Raw genomic sequence first — 13676 nt, forward strand, 5'->3', positions numbered from 1 at the left:
TGCCAAATCAGCGCCAGGGCTCTCGCGGAGCCCGGCCAATAGACCTTTGCCGGGCGCCGTGAGGCGGTACAAGAGACAATGCCCCCAGCTCTTTGTCGAGCAGTCGGAGTCAATCTCATGCAGTTCTCAACTTGGCTGGCCTTTTTTGCCGCAGCCTGGGCTATCAGCCTGTCCCCCGGCGCGGGTGCCATTGCGGCAATGAGCTCCGGCCTGAATCACGGCTTTCGGCGCGGCTACTTCACCACTTTTGGCCTGATTCTGGGCATCCTGACCCAGATCGTGCTGGTGGGCGCCGGATTGGGCGCCTTGATCGCCACCTCCAGCCTGGGTTTCGCCATCGTCAAATGGCTGGGCGTGGCCTATCTGGTGTACCTGGGCATTCAGCAATGGCGCGCACCGGCCACGCCGATGGTGGCGGCCGATGATGAGCCGCGGATGGTGACGCGTCGGCAGCTGGTCTTGCGTGGCTGGATGATCAATGCCGTCAACCCCAAGGGCACCGTTTTTCTCTTGGCCGTGGTGCCGCAGTTTCTCGACCTGAAGGCCGATTTGACGCAGCAATACCTGGTCATCGCCGCGACGCTGAGTTTCACCGACCTGGTGGTGATGGCGGGCTACACCGTGTTGGCCGCGCGGGTGCTGTCGGCGCTGCGTTCCAGCCACCATATCAAGATCATGAATCGCAGTTTCGGCGCCTTGTTCATTGCCGCCGGCGCCCTGCTGGCCACCTTCAAACGCAGCGCTTGAGCCATCAAGCCTTCTCAGTTCTTTTCGAATAGGCCGTTCCGCCGGGGCGGCCTTTTTTACTGATGCCTACAGCTCTTCCGATTCGTCTGCTCTTCTGGGGCCCTACTCTGATCTGGGCCAGCACCTGGCATGTGATCCTGTATCAACTCGACAGCGGCGTGCCGGTGCTCAACTCGGTGGCTTGGCGCTTTGCCATCGCGGCTGTGCTGCTGCTGGGCCTGGCACTGTGGCGGCGCGAGTCCCTGCGCATGCCGGCCTCGGCGCATCTGCTGATGCTGGCCACCGGCATCGTGCAATACAGCGGCAACTATTACTCGGTCTATGAAGCCGAGCGCCACATCCCGACCGGTTTGGTGGCGGTCTTGTTCTGCCTGATGGTGTTTGGCAATGCACTCAGTGGCCGAGTTTTTTTTGGTCAGCAAGTGACGCGGCGCTTTCTGCTGGCGGCCAGTGGCGGGGTCGTGGGAGTGGTGATGATCTTCTGGCCCGAGATCGCAGAAACCGGCGCGCGGCCCACCGCCGCGCTTGGCCTGGGCTTGGGCTTGCTGGCCGTGTTGGCCGCCTGCGTCGGCAATGTGTTGACCCTGACGCTGACCCGCCGCGGCCTGGCCCTGGTGCCCATCTTGGCCTGGAGCATGGGCTATGGCTCGGCATTCCTGCTGCTGATGTCGCTGCTCAGCGGCCAGGGCCTGCATTTCGCTTGGCAGGCGCCTTACATCGTCAGCCTGCTGTACCTGGCGGTGTTCGGCTCGGTGGTGGCCTTTGTGCTGTATTTCAAGCTGGCCCAGCTGCAAGGCCCGGCCCGCGCGGCGCTGACCGGGGTGGTGATCCCGGTCATTGCCTTGGTGATCTCCGCCGCCTTGGAAGGCTGGGTGCCCAGCCTGCAGTCGGTGGCCGGCATGGGTTTGTGTTTGGGCAGTATTTACGCCGCCACCCGGCCTGGGCGGTGAAGGCCCGGGGGCACGCTGGCACTCAACGCTTCAACCTTCGCCGCGACTGCTGCCGTTCCACTCCAGCGCCGGCAGTGGGGCGGGCCGCTCGGGCACCAAGGCCCACAGCAAGAGGTAGACCACCAGGCTGACGGCGTGGCAGGGCAGCATCAGCACAAAGATCAGGCGCCAGATCCATGACGCCAGACCGCTGATTTGGCTCAGGCCGCCGCAGACACCGCCCAGCCAACGGTCTTCGCGGCTGCGCTGCAGTCCGTTGATGGCGCCGCCCAGACCAGGCTGAGCAGGCTGTTGCGGTGTGCTGCCGCTCTTGCTGGCCTTTGCGCGCTGGCCTTCGGCCTCGGCTTGCCCGAGCAAACGCGCCTTGGCGAGGCTGAATTCCTCGTCGGTGAGATGACCGCGCTGGTGCAAGTCGGACAGGCGTTCGAATTCGTTGCTGAGTGACATGAGAGGCTCCTTGCCGACAGGGGAAATGGATCTGTCTTGCGAGCAAGTCTGCCCAGCACTGGCGAGCGCAACCAGCTTCATGCGATGAACTGCAGCGGGCGCCGTACGGTCGGCGAAATCAAGGGTATTCCCGAATTTCTGAGTCCTGCTGCGAGGCGCTCAGCCCTGGGTGTTCAAGAGCGGGTGAGCCGCGGTGCAGGTAATCAAGTGATCCAACAAGGCGCGCACCCGCGCGGGCATGCTGCGGCTGTGTGGCCACACGGCGCTGATGACGCGCAGCTCGCCCGTCCAATCAGGCATGGCCTCGACCAAACGCCCGGCCTGCAGCTCGGCCGCCGCCTGGGTCAACGGGCAGTAGATCAGGCCAATGCCGCTGCAGGCCATGTGAACGGCCAGCTGGGTTTCGTTGACGCGAAAGTGCGCTTGCGGAACGATCTTCACTTCCGCGCCGGTGTTGCGATGGGTGAGGCGCCACTGGGTCACGGGCTCGTTGATGATGAAGTCGTGCTGGTCGAAGTCGTCCGGGCTGCGCAGTGCCGGCTTTTGCGCCAGGTAGCTGGGCGCGGCGACCAAGACGTTTTGCACTGCCCCCAACCGCCTCTGACCGAAGGACGAGTCACTCAGCGTGCCGGCCCGAATCGCCAGATCGGCGGCGCTGCCGAGCAGGTCTTCGGTCATATTGCTCAGTTGCAGCTCCAGATGGATCTCGGGGTGGCGCAGCAGAAACTGGCTCCACATTTCGCGCAAGGGCCCATTGGCCAAGTTGATGGGCGCCAAGACGCGCACCGTGCCGCGCAGCTGGTTCAGATTGGCGTCCAGCGACTGGGTGGTCTGCTGCAAGGCCTGCAGCAAAGGCCGGCATTGCTCGTAGTACTGCAGTCCCTCGGGTGTGGGCAGCAGGCGACGGGCGCTGCGGTGCAGCAGCCGACAACCCAGCGAGGCCTCGAGCGCCTGCAGGCGGCGCGTCACTTTAGCGGCGGGCAGGCCGGCAGACTGGGCCGCGGCGCGCAAGCTGCCGGCCTCAACAATCGCCACGAACAGGGCCAGATCGTCCAACATTTGGGCTAAATTTGAAATTTAAGATTTGAATTTTGAGTGTAGTTTCTATTTCAGACATTGATTAGCCTAGAGCCCTGTTTGAGATTCAGGAGTATTCGATGTCTGCCGCTACCCGCTTTCGCTTGGTTTTCGCCTTGCTGATGTCTTTAGAAATGTCTTTGCTGATGACCGGCTGGGTCACCTGGGTGAATCTGGGCTTTGGCGCGCAGTTCCTGGCCCGCTGGCTGCATGCGTTTGTGCTGGCTTGGCCCGCCGCTTGTGTGATCGTGCTGGCCACGGCACCCAGCGTGCAGCGCTTCAGTCAGCGTCTGTTGGTGCTTTTGGCGAAGTGGACTCCGGCCACAACACAGGAGGCGCGGCCATGAGTGCAAGTTTGCAAACTCACTTGCGCCTGCCCTATGCCGAGCTTTCAAGCGCGGCTCTACAAGGCCTTCGTGAGGTCAAGAAGGCGGTGGCCCAGAGCGCGGTTGGGCTGAGCTTGATCGAGTTGCTGTATCTGCGGGTTTCGCAAATCAATGGCTGTGCTTTTTGCCTAGAAATGCACAGCAAGGCCTTGCGCGCCCGGGGTGAAAGTCAGGAACGCCTGGACGCGCTGGCCGGCTGGAACGCCAGCGCGCGTTTCAGCGCGGCTGAAAGGGCAGCGCTGCGCTGGGCCGAATCCTTGACCGATATCGCCACCGCGCAGGCCAGCGATGCGGACTTCGAGGCCATGCGAGCGCACTTTGATGCACAGGCCATCTCCGACCTGACCCTGGCCGTGGCCACGATGAATGCATTCAATCGGGTGGCAATCGCCATGCGGCAATGAGGGCTTCGCTAGCTGTTTCTGTCAGCTGACAAACTGCCCGCTACCAGCCCCTTTAAGGCTGGTTCGAGTGGCCACCCGCCGGGTCTTTCTAGGGCGTTTTTTGCCGGACTTGCGCTTGAGTCGTGACAAGTGACCGCGGCGCCCTGTGGCGGTGTCAACAAAATGCAGCGCACGTCGAGCTGCGGTAGGTGGGGCAGATACATTCGCGCCAGGGAGCTGAATAACTATGTTGACGACTTTTCTGACGCGTGGCCAGAAGGGCTGCGCTTGGGGGCTGGTCTTTGCATTGCTGGGTGGTGGCACCGGCACGGTATCTGCGCAGGCGAATGTCTACCGATGTGTGGATGCCGAAGGCAAGGTTTCGTACCAAGCCCAAGCTTGCGCCAATGCCCAGGCGGGTCAGCGCATGGATGTCAAAGGGGGCACCGACACCTCGACAAGCAGGAACAAGACGGTACCCCCCAACTCGCGAGGGAATTCAGAGGCGTGGAATTTGCCTTTTTCACCGAGTGAGCTGGCGCAGCCGGCCCCGCGTGCCATGCCTGCTCCCTCTGCGTCCCCGGCGCCCACGCGTGGCACGCCAAATCAGCCGCCAGCTATGCCGACGCGCGCCTCCCAGCAGCGCGTGCTAGAGCCCGTCTCCACCCCGCAAGGGACGGCGCAATGGGGCGCGGACGCTGACGTGATCATCGTTTCCGGCTATGAGTTCTCCGCCAGCGTCACCAAGCTCCATGTGAATCACCCCAACGCCCCGGTCTTGCTGGTGCTGACTTCTAACGGCGGCACGCAGTGGAAGGTTTTGCCTTCGCCGGGCACCCGGATCAAAGCCATTGTGCTGGCCTCAAACGATCGCAGGGCCACCGTGCTCGCGCCGCCAGAGGTGCCGGTCCTCAATGATGAGCTCCCTTACGCCGTGGAGACGGCCAATGTGAAATTTCGAGAATTGATCAGCAAGTTGAATGCACGCTATGGCGTCAACAAGGTGACGGGTTACCGTGGCGGCTACAGGTTGCCGGAACTGGTGCCGGTGAGTGGTCCCTTCACGCCAGACCCGAATCTGTCCCTCGAGGGCTTGCGCCCCGAGGTGCCCAGAGTTCGCATAAGCTTCGATCTGATGAGCACCGATGGACGGCGCCTGCCGTGGACCAATACGGGGCCCAAAGAGGGCAAGCGCTACACCGGCATCATCGGCGGCGGCACGCTGGGCGCTGTGTCTTTTGCAGTCAGCGAGAACGGCAGCGAGGCCTATAAGTTGGAAGGCAACGGCGGCACCCTGGTCTGGATGCCTCAAGGGCTGGGTGGGCCGTCCAAAAAAGTGGACTTGCCGAAGGAGCTGCCCGAATTGTCTTGGGGCTCCGGGATGGCCTGGGATTCACGCAAGGGCGTGCTCGCCATCGTCTCCTTTGGCGGTGAGGGCTATTTCTACCGTTATGACACCCGCAAGCAGCAGTGGTTGGGCGCGCGGTCCTTGCAGAACCGAGATTTGTACAGCCTGGCGTTGAACGCAGAAACCGGCGGCTACGTCTCCATCTCTGCCAGCGCTGAACTGCTGATCTTCAGTGAGCGCGGTGAACTGGAAGAAGTGCGCCCCCTGGCGGACCTGCTGCCGGACCTTGGCAGCACCTATGACCGCGGCAACACTCGCTTAGAAGGACTCACCGTCGCTGCCTCCGGGAACACGGTGGCGGTGGTGAATGTGCGCAATGCAAGTGTGACGCACATCTGGACCTATGAGCTGGGCACCCGCAAGGCGCAGCTGACCTACAAGATGCTGGAGTAGGCGACGGAAACAGCACTCAGACTTGGCTCACAGCGTGTTTCAACGCTTTGAGGCTTACTCGCTGACCCGGCCGCGCCCGGCCTTGACGTTGCTGCGTATGGCCTTACCCTCGAGGCGGCGCATTTTGGAGCCGAATGTCGGCTTGGTGGCACGGCGGGCCTTGGGCGTGTGGGCCACGCTCTGGGCCATTTCCACCAGGCGGGCCACCGCATCGGCGCGGTTTTGCTCCTGGCTGCGCGACTCCTGGGCCTTGATGACAATCACGCCGTCCTGCGTGACACGCTGATCCGCCAGGGCCAACAAGCGTTCCTTGATGACCGGCGGCAGCGTCGAGCGGCGGATGTCAAAGCGCAGATGCACCGCGCTGGAGACCTTGTTGACGTTTTGCCCGCCCGGGCCACTGGCGCGGATGAAGCTGAAGTCCAGCTCCCAGTCGGCCGGTGTCCAGTGCAGGTTCACCGTTCAGGCGTCCGCGCGGGCGCTCATTCCAGGTGCTGAACCGTCACTGGTACCCGCTTGGCCAGCGCGCACATCAGCTCATAGCCGATGGTGCCGGCGGCCTTGGCCACCTCATCGATGGGCAAGACCTGACCCTTGGGCCCTTGACCCCAGAGTGTGACTTCGCTGTCAAAGCCAGCACTGGCGGGCAGGGCGGTCAGATCGACCGCCAACATATCCATCGATACCCGGCCGACGGTGGTGGTGCGTTGGCCGTTGACCAGAATCGGCGAGCCGCTGGGCACATGGCGGGGGTAACCGTCGGCATAACCACAGGCGACGATGCCGATGCGCATGGGCTGGCTGGCGGTGAAGCTGCTGCCGTAGCCCACGGTGTCACCCGGCTGCAGGTGCTGGATGCCGATGATTTTGGAGCGCAGCGTCATGCCTGGCAACAAGTCCCAATGCTCCGGGCCATGCTCCGGGTAGTCGGGCACGCCGCCGTAAGTCATGATGCCGGAGCGCACCCAGTCGCTGTTCACGCGCGCGGTGTGGCGCAAGGTGGCGGCGCTGTTGGAGACCGTCCGTTCGCCGGGCAGATCCGCGCAGACCTGGTTGAAGATGTCGAGCTGGTGCTGGATGCCATCGGTGCCGAAGCGCAGCGCGTCGGCGTCCGAGAAATGCGTCATCAGCGAGATTTCGTCGACCTGGGGCAGGGCGTTCAGCCGCGTCCAGGCGGCGCGGAAGGCCTGCGGCGCAAAGCCGAGCCGGTTCATGCCGCTGTTCAATTTGAGGAAAACGCGGTGCGGCTCGTGCGTTTTGTGCATGGCTAACCAGTCAATCTGCTGTTCGCAATGCACTGCATGCCAGAGCTTCAGCCGCGAGCACAGCTCCAGGTCACGGGTCTCGAAGCAGCCTTCCAGCAGCAAGATGGGGCCGCGCCAGCCGAGTGCACGGATGCGTTGCGCTTCGTCCAGGTCCAGCAAGGCGAAGCCGTCGGCGGCGCGCAGGCCCTCGTAAACATTTTCAATCCCATGGCCATAGGCATTCGCTTTGACGACGGCCCAGACCTGCGCATCCGGTGCGCAAGCGCGCGCGCGGGCCAGGTTGTGGGCCAGGTTGGGGACGTGGATCAGGGCTTCAATAGGACGTGGCATGGGGCGAATTGTGGCACCGCCCTGGGGCACTGGCATGACTTCAGCCAGGCTGGCGCAAGCCCTGCATGCTATAAACCCGGCGCAGCGCTTGTTGTGAGCTCGGTCTCCAGCAGCCCCCGCATGGGTGCCGGCGCGAATCTCTCGCAGTATCGATTGGGTTCATGAAAAAAGGCTTTTCCACCATCATGTCAGCGCAGTTCTTCAGCTCGCTGGCTGATCAGGCTTTGCTGGTCGGAGCGATCGAACTGCTTAAAAGCACCGGCTCGCCGGCCTGGCAGATTCCCGCTTTGGGGCCGATGTTCGCGCTCTTTTATGTGGTGTTGGCGCCCTTTGTCGGCGCTTTTGCCGACGCCGTGCCCAAGGGCAAGGTCATGTTCTATTCGAACCTGATCAAGATTGCCGGCTGCTTGATGATGCTGTTTGGCACCCATCCGCTTTTGTCCTATGCCATCGTCGGCCTGGGCGCCGCGGCCTACTCGCCGGCCAAGTACGGCATCTTGACCGAGTTGCTGCCGCCCTCTCAGTTGGTCAAGGCGAATGGCTGGATGGAAGGCCTGACGATTGCGTCCGTGGTGCTGGGCATCTTGCTCGGCGGCCAGTTGGTGGGCCCGCACCTGGCGCCTGCGCTGATGGGGCTGGATTTCCCCTTCATTGATTTCGGCATTGACACGCCGCCCGAAGCGGCGATCGCCAGCATTGTGCTGCTCTACATCGTTGCGGCGATTTTCAATCTGTATATCCCGCGCACCGATTCGCCGCTGCAGCCGCTGGGTCATGGGGTGGTTGGCCTGGTGCGTGACTTTGCCGATTGCAATTCGCGCCTCTGGAAAGACAAGCTGGGTCAGATCTCGCTGGCCACGACCACGCTGTTCTGGGGCGTCTCCGGCAATATGCGCATCATCGTGTTCCCCTGGGCCGCCGTGGCGCTGGGCTACACCACCACCCAAGCGTCCAATCTGGCCGGCGTGGTGGCGATTGGTACCGTGGCCGGCGCCGTCATCGCCGCCTCGGTCATGCGCCTGGATGCGGCCACCAAGGTGATTCCGCTGGGCATCGGCATTGGCATCTTGGTGACGGGCTTGAATCTGGTTACCAATGTCTGGGTGGCCGTGCCCTTCCTGGTGGTGCTTGGCCTGATTGGCGGCTTCCTGGTGGTGCCGATGAATGCGCTGCTGCAGCACCGTGGACACAACCTGATGGGTGCCGGCCGCTCGATCGCGGTGCAGAACTTCAATGAACAGGCCTGTATCTTGGGCCTGGGCGCGCTCTACACCGGCATGGCCAAGCTGGGCCTGTCCACCTTCACGGCGATCGGCATCTTTGGTTTGATCGTTGCCCTCACGATGTGGATGGTTTACCGCTGGCATCAGCACAATCTGAAGAACCATGGCGCCGAGGTGGAGCGCCTGCAGGAATTGGCTCGCTGCGACGAATGCCACTGATCGGCGCGCACCGCATCTAAAAAAGCGTCTGAATAAAAAAACGGCGGGATGGCCCTGAAGGCCTCCCGCCGTCTTTTATGGCTCCGACTTTCGTCGGGTTCTGTCTTGGCGCTGGCTCAGCTCTTGCGACGCCCGCTGGTGGGCTCCACCAGCTTGACCCCGCTGAGCACGGCCTCAATATTCTCCGACCAGGCGCGTGCGATCTTGAAGCAGCCGCTGTGGTTCAGGTGAATCTCGTTGTGCCAGTCGCCGCTGCTGCCACTAGAGCCGGGCGTGGCCGGGGCCAAGGGCACGGCGGTGGAGTCGAACACATGCAGGCCGGGGAACTGTTCCTTGTCGGCCGCCATGCCCTTCAACAGCAGGGCCAGATGGAAGACCATCAGGCGGCTGACCGCCGCCCAGTCGGCCGCGGGCAGGGCGCAGGCCTTCAGCGCCGGGTAGAGCCAGGGGCCGGAGGCGCCCAGACCGGCATCTTCGGCGCCGGCGGGCCGCGGCATCGGCACTGCGTAGCAATGCATGAAGACCGGCTTGCCGGCCGAGGGGCCTTGGTCCCGCAGGGTCAACAGGTGGCGCACATTGGTGCGCAGGTATTCGCTATAGGTGGCCCAGCCGGGCTCCGAGAAGTAGCGGGCTACACCGGCCGAGGGGGGGCCCCACTCGGTCTGGCGGCGCAATAGGCGCAGGTGCAGCGGCACATCTTGGCCATCGGCGGTGTGTGCCGGGGTTTGCGCGGCCGCGATCAGGTCATTGCCGCCGACCGACAGCAAGACGCCGTCCCAGGCCGGGGCGTCGTCGCTGCTGAGCAGGCGCACAAAGTCGGGTGCCGACTCCAGGTCGACCATATGGCTCAGCGCCTCGCCGGATCCGGCGCAGTTGATGGCGCAGGTCGGCTGCTTGAAGACCATTTCCTGCAGCAAATTGGCGTGCGCGTTCAGTTTGGCGGCTGCCGTTGAAAACCAAGAGTCGCCTTGCGCCAGCAAACGCCAGCGGAAGTTGCTCAGGTCAGGGACCGGTGTCGACGCAAGGTCTTCCGGGGTAAAGCAGGCCAGATGATCCAAGAGAGACTCTCCCTTTTTTACAAAAAGCTGGGGCGTTGCGAAAGCGTGCGCGATGCTGCGTTTTGTGCGCCGCGCAAGCCTATCTCAAAAGTGGCACTTGGGCGCTCGGCGCGGCAGTTTTCACCATGCTATAAACCCTCGGCATTGTTGGCCGCCCGCCCCCACTTTGTCAGCGACTTTTGGGGTCAGGTGTTGCTAGCGACCAACCGAAGGCGGCGCCCTCACCCTTCCTCTTCCAGATCCTCTCCCCGTTCCCTTGGCTTTCCTCTTGCCCGCCACCTCATGCCTGTACTTGCTTTGATGTTCAACGCCCTGGTTTGGGGGCTGTCCTGGTGGCCCTTCCGAGCGTTTGCGGGCGCCGGTTTGCACCCCTTGTGGACCACGGTCACGCTCTACATCCTCTCGCTGTTGGTGATCAGCCTGAGCCAGTGGCGCGCTTGGCGCGAGTTCCTGGGCACACCCTCCTTGTGGCTGATCATGCTGGCGGCCGGTGTGACCAACACCGCCTTCAACTGGGGCGTGGCACTTGGTGACGTGGTGCGGGTGGTGCTGCTGTTCTACCTGATGCCCTTGTGGGCGGTGCTGCTGGCGCGCTTGATGCTGGGCGAACGCCTGACGGCCCTGGCTGGCCTGCGCATGGTCTTGGCGCTGGGTGGCGCCGCCATCGTGCTGGCGCCCGAGGGGGGCGGGCTGCCCTGGCCGTCCAGCCTGGCCGACGGGCTGGGCCTGCTGGGCGGTTTCACCTTCGCCTTGAACAATGTGATGTTGCGTCGTGAGGCGCATCGCGGTGCCCATGCCCGTGCGCTGGCCATGTTCAGCGGTGGCGTGCTGGTGGCTGGCGCGGCTGCTTCGGTCATGGCGAGCATCGGTCTGGTCGCCTGGCCCACCTTGCCCGGCCCGATCTGGCTGCTGCCACTGGCCGGTATGGCGTTGCTGTTCTTCCTCTCCAATTTGTCCTTGCAATATGGCGCCGGGCGCTTGCCGGCGAATGTGACGGCGATCGTCATGTTGACCGAGGTGCCTGTTGCGGCGGTCTCGGCCATCTGGCTGGGAGGCGGCAGTCTGGACTTGAAAACCGGCCTGGGTGGCGCCTGCATCTTGGCTGCCGCTTTGCTGGCGGCGCTGGAGCGGCAAAAAAACGCCGCGGCGGCTACGATCGCAACCTGATTCAAGCAAGGGCATCCACCATGGCAAGCAGTGTTTATGACTTTCAGGCGGTTTCGATCGAGGGCAAGCCGGCCGATCTGGCCAGTCAACGCGGCAAGGTCATCTTGATCGTCAACACCGCCAGCGCTTGCGGTTTCACGCCGCAGTTCAAGGGCCTGGAGCAGTTGTGGAAGGATTACGAGGCGCAGGGCCTGGTGGTGGTCGGCTTCCCCAGCAATGAGTTCGGCGGCCAAGACCCCGGCAGCAATGAAGAAATTTCTTCTTTCTGTGAGTTGAACTACGGCGTCAGCTTTCCGATGATGGCCAAGGTCCAGGTCAATGGCGCCGAGGCGCACCCGCTCTGGCAATGGTTGAAGAGCGAGGCGCCCGGCATCCTCGGCACCCAGGGCATCAAATGGAACTTCACCAAGTTTCTGATCGGCCGCAATGGCCAGGTGATCAAGCGTTACGCCCCGAATGACGAGCCCTTGAAGATGCGGGCCGATATCGAGGCGGCTTTGAAAGCGAGCTGAGCGCGCCATCCCGGCCTTCGACGGTGGAGGGGCGAGGGTGGCGCGGTGTCAGCGGCGCGACCCAATCCCTGCCGGCCTCACCCAGATTCGGCGATAGCCCAGGCGGATATAGCCTTCAGCGACCGCCGTGCCCAGCATTTGATTGGTGGTTTGTCTGGAGAGACTGGCCAGCGCTGCCAACTCGGCTTGGCTGGCTCGCATGCTTTGCCAGCCTTCGGCGTCGCTTGGCCCATCGGCGCGCTCTCTCAAAAGCTGCGCCAGCGCCAGGCTGAAGCGCTCGGCGGCCGAGCGATGACGAGAGGCTTCCAGCAAGCGCAGCGTGCCGCCATAGCGTTGCGCGAACTCACGCAGCAAAGCGCGGGCGAAGCCCGGCACCTCGTCCATCAACAAGGTGTAGGCCGCTGGGCCGAACACCATGACTCGGCTGGCTTGCGTCGCCAAAGCCTCGTAGCTGGAGGCCTGGCCTGCGGCAAACGCAGCCAGCCCGAATAGGCGCGGGAACTGCACGTGCTCGAGGATGGAAATCTCTCCATTGGGGCCAGTAAAGCGGGCCTCGATCTCGCCTGACATCACCGCGTAGAAGGCCCGGGCCGGCTGACCTTGGGCAAACAATGTACGGCCGGCGGCGAGCCTGCGCACGGGGACAAGAGTCGCTAAGCGCAGCAAGGCCTCGTTTGCCAGGGGCAATGCCGGGAAGTTGCCGAGAAGCACCTTGCCTAATTCCTGTACCGCTTCGTTCATCGGCATTCTTTTGTCATTTGTCGGCTATCCGACATTCTGCCGGCACTGGCGCCGCTAGGCTTGCATTCATGAAACCTGAAGCCCAGACCCAGACCTTGCGAGGCCAACAGTTCCGCCAGTTCGCTCATGTGGAATGCCCCCAGGATCCGCTCTATGCAGCGATCTGCCTGCTGGTGGCCGACTCGGCCGAACTCCTGGCCTTGTTGGACCACGCGCCGCCGACTCAGGCTCGCCCCAATCTCTTGTTGGCCGCCCTGCACGAGCGGGTTTTGGCCGGTGTGCAGCACCCGCTGGCTGACTACTACCCCAGCGTCGGTGGGCAACGCATGCCGGACGCCGATTTGCCCGCCACCCTGCTGGACTTCGCTCGCCGTCAACGCGTGCAGCTAACGGCCCATTTGCGCACACGCAATACGCAGACCAATGAAATCGGCCGCTGCGCCGTGCTGTGGCCAGCCCTGCAACACATTGCCGCGCTGAGCGGGCGGACCGAACTGGCCTTGTTTGACTTCGGCAGCAGTGCCGGCTTGAACCTGGGCGTCGATGAATATTGCTACCGCTATGAGTCCGCCACTGGCGGCTTTGAGGCGGGCGCTATATCGGCGCTGCACCGGCCCCTGATTCAATGCCAGTGGTTAGGCTCCGCCAAGGCCATGCCTGCCGCCCGATGGCGGGTGGCAGAGCGTATCGGTGCAGACCCGGCGCCCATTGATGTGCAAAACGAAGATGCCGTGCGCTGGCTGGCCGCTTGTTTGTGGCCGCATGACCGGGCGCGTGCATCGCGCTTGCAACAGGCCGTGGCGCTGGCACGCGTGCAGCGGCGCCAGGTGTTGCAGTCGGCAGACTGCCTGGATGCCTTGGAACACTGGCTGAATGAACTGCCGGACGGTCTGCAACCGGTGCTGTTCAACAGTTGGGTCTTGCACTACTTCGACGCCGAGGCTCTGGCGCAAATGCGAGAGCGCGTGGCCGGTTTGATGCGGCAACGCGCTCTGTGTTGGCTCAGCGCCGAGTCGCCGCAATTGCGGCCGGCCGGGCTTGAATTGCCCGCGCTCGCCGAGGGTGCGCAAGCGTCCACCCTGTGGACCCTGCAGTGGGCCCAACAAGGTGAATTGCAACAGGCCGTCCTGGCCTGGTCGCACCCGCATGGGCGCTGGCTGCAGTGGACGGCCTGAGGGCCTGCGCCAAGGGTTAAGCCTAGACTGAGCCCGCGAAAAGTGCCTTCGGAGGCGCAGTCAAAGCTCAAGGGACCTGAGCCACTTTCAATAGCCGACTCATGCGGCGTGCTGGTGTACGAAGTGCTGCTGCTCATACCCTACTGCCGGCCATGTGTGCGCTCGGAGCGAAGCGTTTGCATCGCCAAAGGGATA

At 63.4% G+C, this 13676-nt stretch carries 15 protein-coding genes; 9 read left to right on the forward strand and 6 right to left on the reverse strand.

Translation table 11 applies throughout. The features are described 5' to 3' along the window. Positions 1-117 precede the first annotated feature (117 nt). A complete protein-coding gene (locus tag WG899_RS04905; protein WP_339594503.1) occupies positions 118-747 on the forward strand; it encodes a LysE family transporter in 630 nt (209 codons plus the stop codon). Between the two features lie 62 nt (positions 748-809). Continuing rightward, positions 810-1697 (forward strand): DMT family transporter, encoded by an 888-nt coding sequence (locus WG899_RS04910; protein WP_339594504.1) that lies wholly within the window; start codon positions 810-812, stop codon positions 1695-1697. Between the two features lie 30 nt (positions 1698-1727). On the opposite strand, the gene WG899_RS04915 is transcribed toward WG899_RS04910, so the two are convergent. Both WG899_RS04915 and WG899_RS04920 read right to left on the reverse strand, forming a co-directional pair. After that, entirely contained in the window at positions 1728-2144 is a 417-nt protein-coding gene (locus WG899_RS04915; RefSeq protein WP_339594505.1) for a PspC domain-containing protein, read from the reverse strand. Positions 2145-2303: 159 nt separating this feature from the next. Further along, positions 2304-3203, reverse strand: coding sequence for a LysR family transcriptional regulator (locus WG899_RS04920; protein WP_339594506.1), 900 nt, complete (start codon positions 3201-3203; stop codon positions 2304-2306). A 98-nt stretch (positions 3204-3301) separates the two neighbouring features. On the opposite strand from WG899_RS04920, the gene WG899_RS04925 reads away from it, so the two are divergent. The 3 genes from WG899_RS04925 to WG899_RS04935 all read left to right on the forward strand — a co-directional run bounded on the left by WG899_RS04925 (position 3302) and on the right by WG899_RS04935 (position 5791). Then, on the forward strand, positions 3302-3568 hold the full coding sequence (locus WG899_RS04925) for a DUF2798 domain-containing protein (protein ID WP_339594507.1): 267 nt from the start codon (positions 3302-3304) through the stop codon (positions 3566-3568). Continuing rightward, positions 3565-4011, forward strand: coding sequence for a carboxymuconolactone decarboxylase family protein (locus tag WG899_RS04930; RefSeq protein ID WP_339594508.1), 447 nt, complete (start codon positions 3565-3567; stop codon positions 4009-4011). The genes WG899_RS04925 and WG899_RS04930 overlap by 4 nt, the downstream gene beginning before the upstream one ends. 226 nt (positions 4012-4237) lie before the next feature. After that, a complete protein-coding gene (locus WG899_RS04935) occupies positions 4238-5791 on the forward strand; it encodes a DUF4124 domain-containing protein (RefSeq protein WP_339594509.1) in 1554 nt (517 codons plus the stop codon). Positions 5792-5845: 54 nt separating this feature from the next. Here the strand turns inward: WG899_RS04935 and arfB are convergent, their stop codons facing one another. Together arfB and alr are read right to left on the reverse strand one after the other, a co-directional pair. Continuing rightward, entirely contained in the window at positions 5846-6250 is a 405-nt protein-coding gene (arfB, locus tag WG899_RS04940; protein ID WP_339594510.1) for an alternative ribosome rescue aminoacyl-tRNA hydrolase ArfB, read from the reverse strand. 23 nt (positions 6251-6273) lie between these two features. Beyond that, entirely contained in the window at positions 6274-7386 is a 1113-nt protein-coding gene (gene alr, locus WG899_RS04945; protein WP_339594511.1) for an alanine racemase, read from the reverse strand. Positions 7387-7547: 161 nt separating this feature from the next. On the opposite strand from alr, the gene lplT reads away from it, so the two are divergent. Beyond that, positions 7548-8828, forward strand: coding sequence for a lysophospholipid transporter LplT (gene lplT, locus WG899_RS04950; protein ID WP_339594512.1), 1281 nt, complete (start codon positions 7548-7550; stop codon positions 8826-8828). 116 nt (positions 8829-8944) lie between these two features. Here the strand turns inward: lplT and WG899_RS04955 are convergent, their stop codons facing one another. After that, entirely contained in the window at positions 8945-9886 is a 942-nt protein-coding gene (locus WG899_RS04955; RefSeq protein ID WP_339594513.1) for a hypothetical protein, read from the reverse strand. A 282-nt stretch (positions 9887-10168) separates the two neighbouring features. Between WG899_RS04955 and WG899_RS04960 the strand changes: the two genes are divergently transcribed. Both WG899_RS04960 and WG899_RS04965 read left to right on the forward strand, forming a co-directional pair. Beyond that, positions 10169-11053 carry a DMT family transporter gene (locus tag WG899_RS04960; RefSeq protein WP_339594514.1) on the forward strand — a complete coding sequence of 295 codons (885 nt, stop codon included), beginning with the start codon at positions 10169-10171 and terminating at the stop codon, positions 11051-11053. A gap of 20 nt (positions 11054-11073) precedes the next feature. After that, the gene (locus tag WG899_RS04965; protein WP_339594515.1) at positions 11074-11565 is read left to right on the forward strand and encodes a glutathione peroxidase; all 492 of its coding nucleotides are present in this window, start codon (positions 11074-11076) and stop codon (positions 11563-11565) included. Between the two features lie 48 nt (positions 11566-11613). Here the strand turns inward: WG899_RS04965 and WG899_RS04970 are convergent, their stop codons facing one another. Beyond that, complete coding sequence (locus WG899_RS04970; RefSeq protein WP_339594516.1) at positions 11614-12306, reverse strand: Crp/Fnr family transcriptional regulator; 693 nt, start codon at positions 12304-12306, stop codon at positions 11614-11616. 68 nt (positions 12307-12374) lie between these two features. Here WG899_RS04970 and WG899_RS04975 point away from each other — a divergent pair, with 68 nt between their 5' ends. Further along, positions 12375-13481 carry a DUF2332 domain-containing protein gene (locus WG899_RS04975; RefSeq protein ID WP_339594517.1) on the forward strand — a complete coding sequence of 369 codons (1107 nt, stop codon included), beginning with the start codon at positions 12375-12377 and terminating at the stop codon, positions 13479-13481. The last annotated feature ends 195 nt before the right edge of the window (positions 13482-13676 follow it).

This window comes from Paucibacter hankyongi (assembly GCF_037482915.1).
Lineage (GTDB): Bacteria > Pseudomonadota > Gammaproteobacteria > Burkholderiales > Burkholderiaceae_C > Paucibacter_A > Paucibacter_A hankyongi.

What these genes read in the sequence shown, in the direction of transcription:
- WG899_RS04915 (WP_339594505.1), bottom strand. Translation starts at nt 2,144, where the DNA reads ATGTCACTCAGCAACGAATTCGAACGCCTGTCCGACTTGCACCAGCGC.
- WG899_RS04960 (WP_339594514.1), top strand. Translation starts at nt 10,169, where the DNA reads ATGCCTGTACTTGCTTTGATGTTCAACGCCCTGGTTTGGGGGCTGTCC.
- WG899_RS04905 (WP_339594503.1), top strand. Translation starts at nt 118, where the DNA reads ATGCAGTTCTCAACTTGGCTGGCCTTTTTTGCCGCAGCCTGGGCTATC.
- WG899_RS04965 (WP_339594515.1), top strand. Translation starts at nt 11,074, where the DNA reads ATGGCAAGCAGTGTTTATGACTTTCAGGCGGTTTCGATCGAGGGCAAG.
- alr (WP_339594511.1), bottom strand. Translation starts at nt 7,386, where the DNA reads ATGCCACGTCCTATTGAAGCCCTGATCCACGTCCCCAACCTGGCCCAC.
- WG899_RS04935 (WP_339594509.1), top strand. Translation starts at nt 4,238, where the DNA reads ATGTTGACGACTTTTCTGACGCGTGGCCAGAAGGGCTGCGCTTGGGGG.
- WG899_RS04970 (WP_339594516.1), bottom strand. Translation starts at nt 12,306, where the DNA reads ATGAACGAAGCGGTACAGGAATTAGGCAAGGTGCTTCTCGGCAACTTC.
- WG899_RS04910 (WP_339594504.1), top strand. Translation starts at nt 810, where the DNA reads ATGCCTACAGCTCTTCCGATTCGTCTGCTCTTCTGGGGCCCTACTCTG.
- lplT (WP_339594512.1), top strand. Translation starts at nt 7,548, where the DNA reads ATGAAAAAAGGCTTTTCCACCATCATGTCAGCGCAGTTCTTCAGCTCG.
- WG899_RS04975 (WP_339594517.1), top strand. Translation starts at nt 12,375, where the DNA reads ATGAAACCTGAAGCCCAGACCCAGACCTTGCGAGGCCAACAGTTCCGC.
- WG899_RS04925 (WP_339594507.1), top strand. Translation starts at nt 3,302, where the DNA reads ATGTCTGCCGCTACCCGCTTTCGCTTGGTTTTCGCCTTGCTGATGTCT.
- WG899_RS04930 (WP_339594508.1), top strand. Translation starts at nt 3,565, where the DNA reads ATGAGTGCAAGTTTGCAAACTCACTTGCGCCTGCCCTATGCCGAGCTT.
- WG899_RS04920 (WP_339594506.1), bottom strand. Translation starts at nt 3,203, where the DNA reads ATGTTGGACGATCTGGCCCTGTTCGTGGCGATTGTTGAGGCCGGCAGC.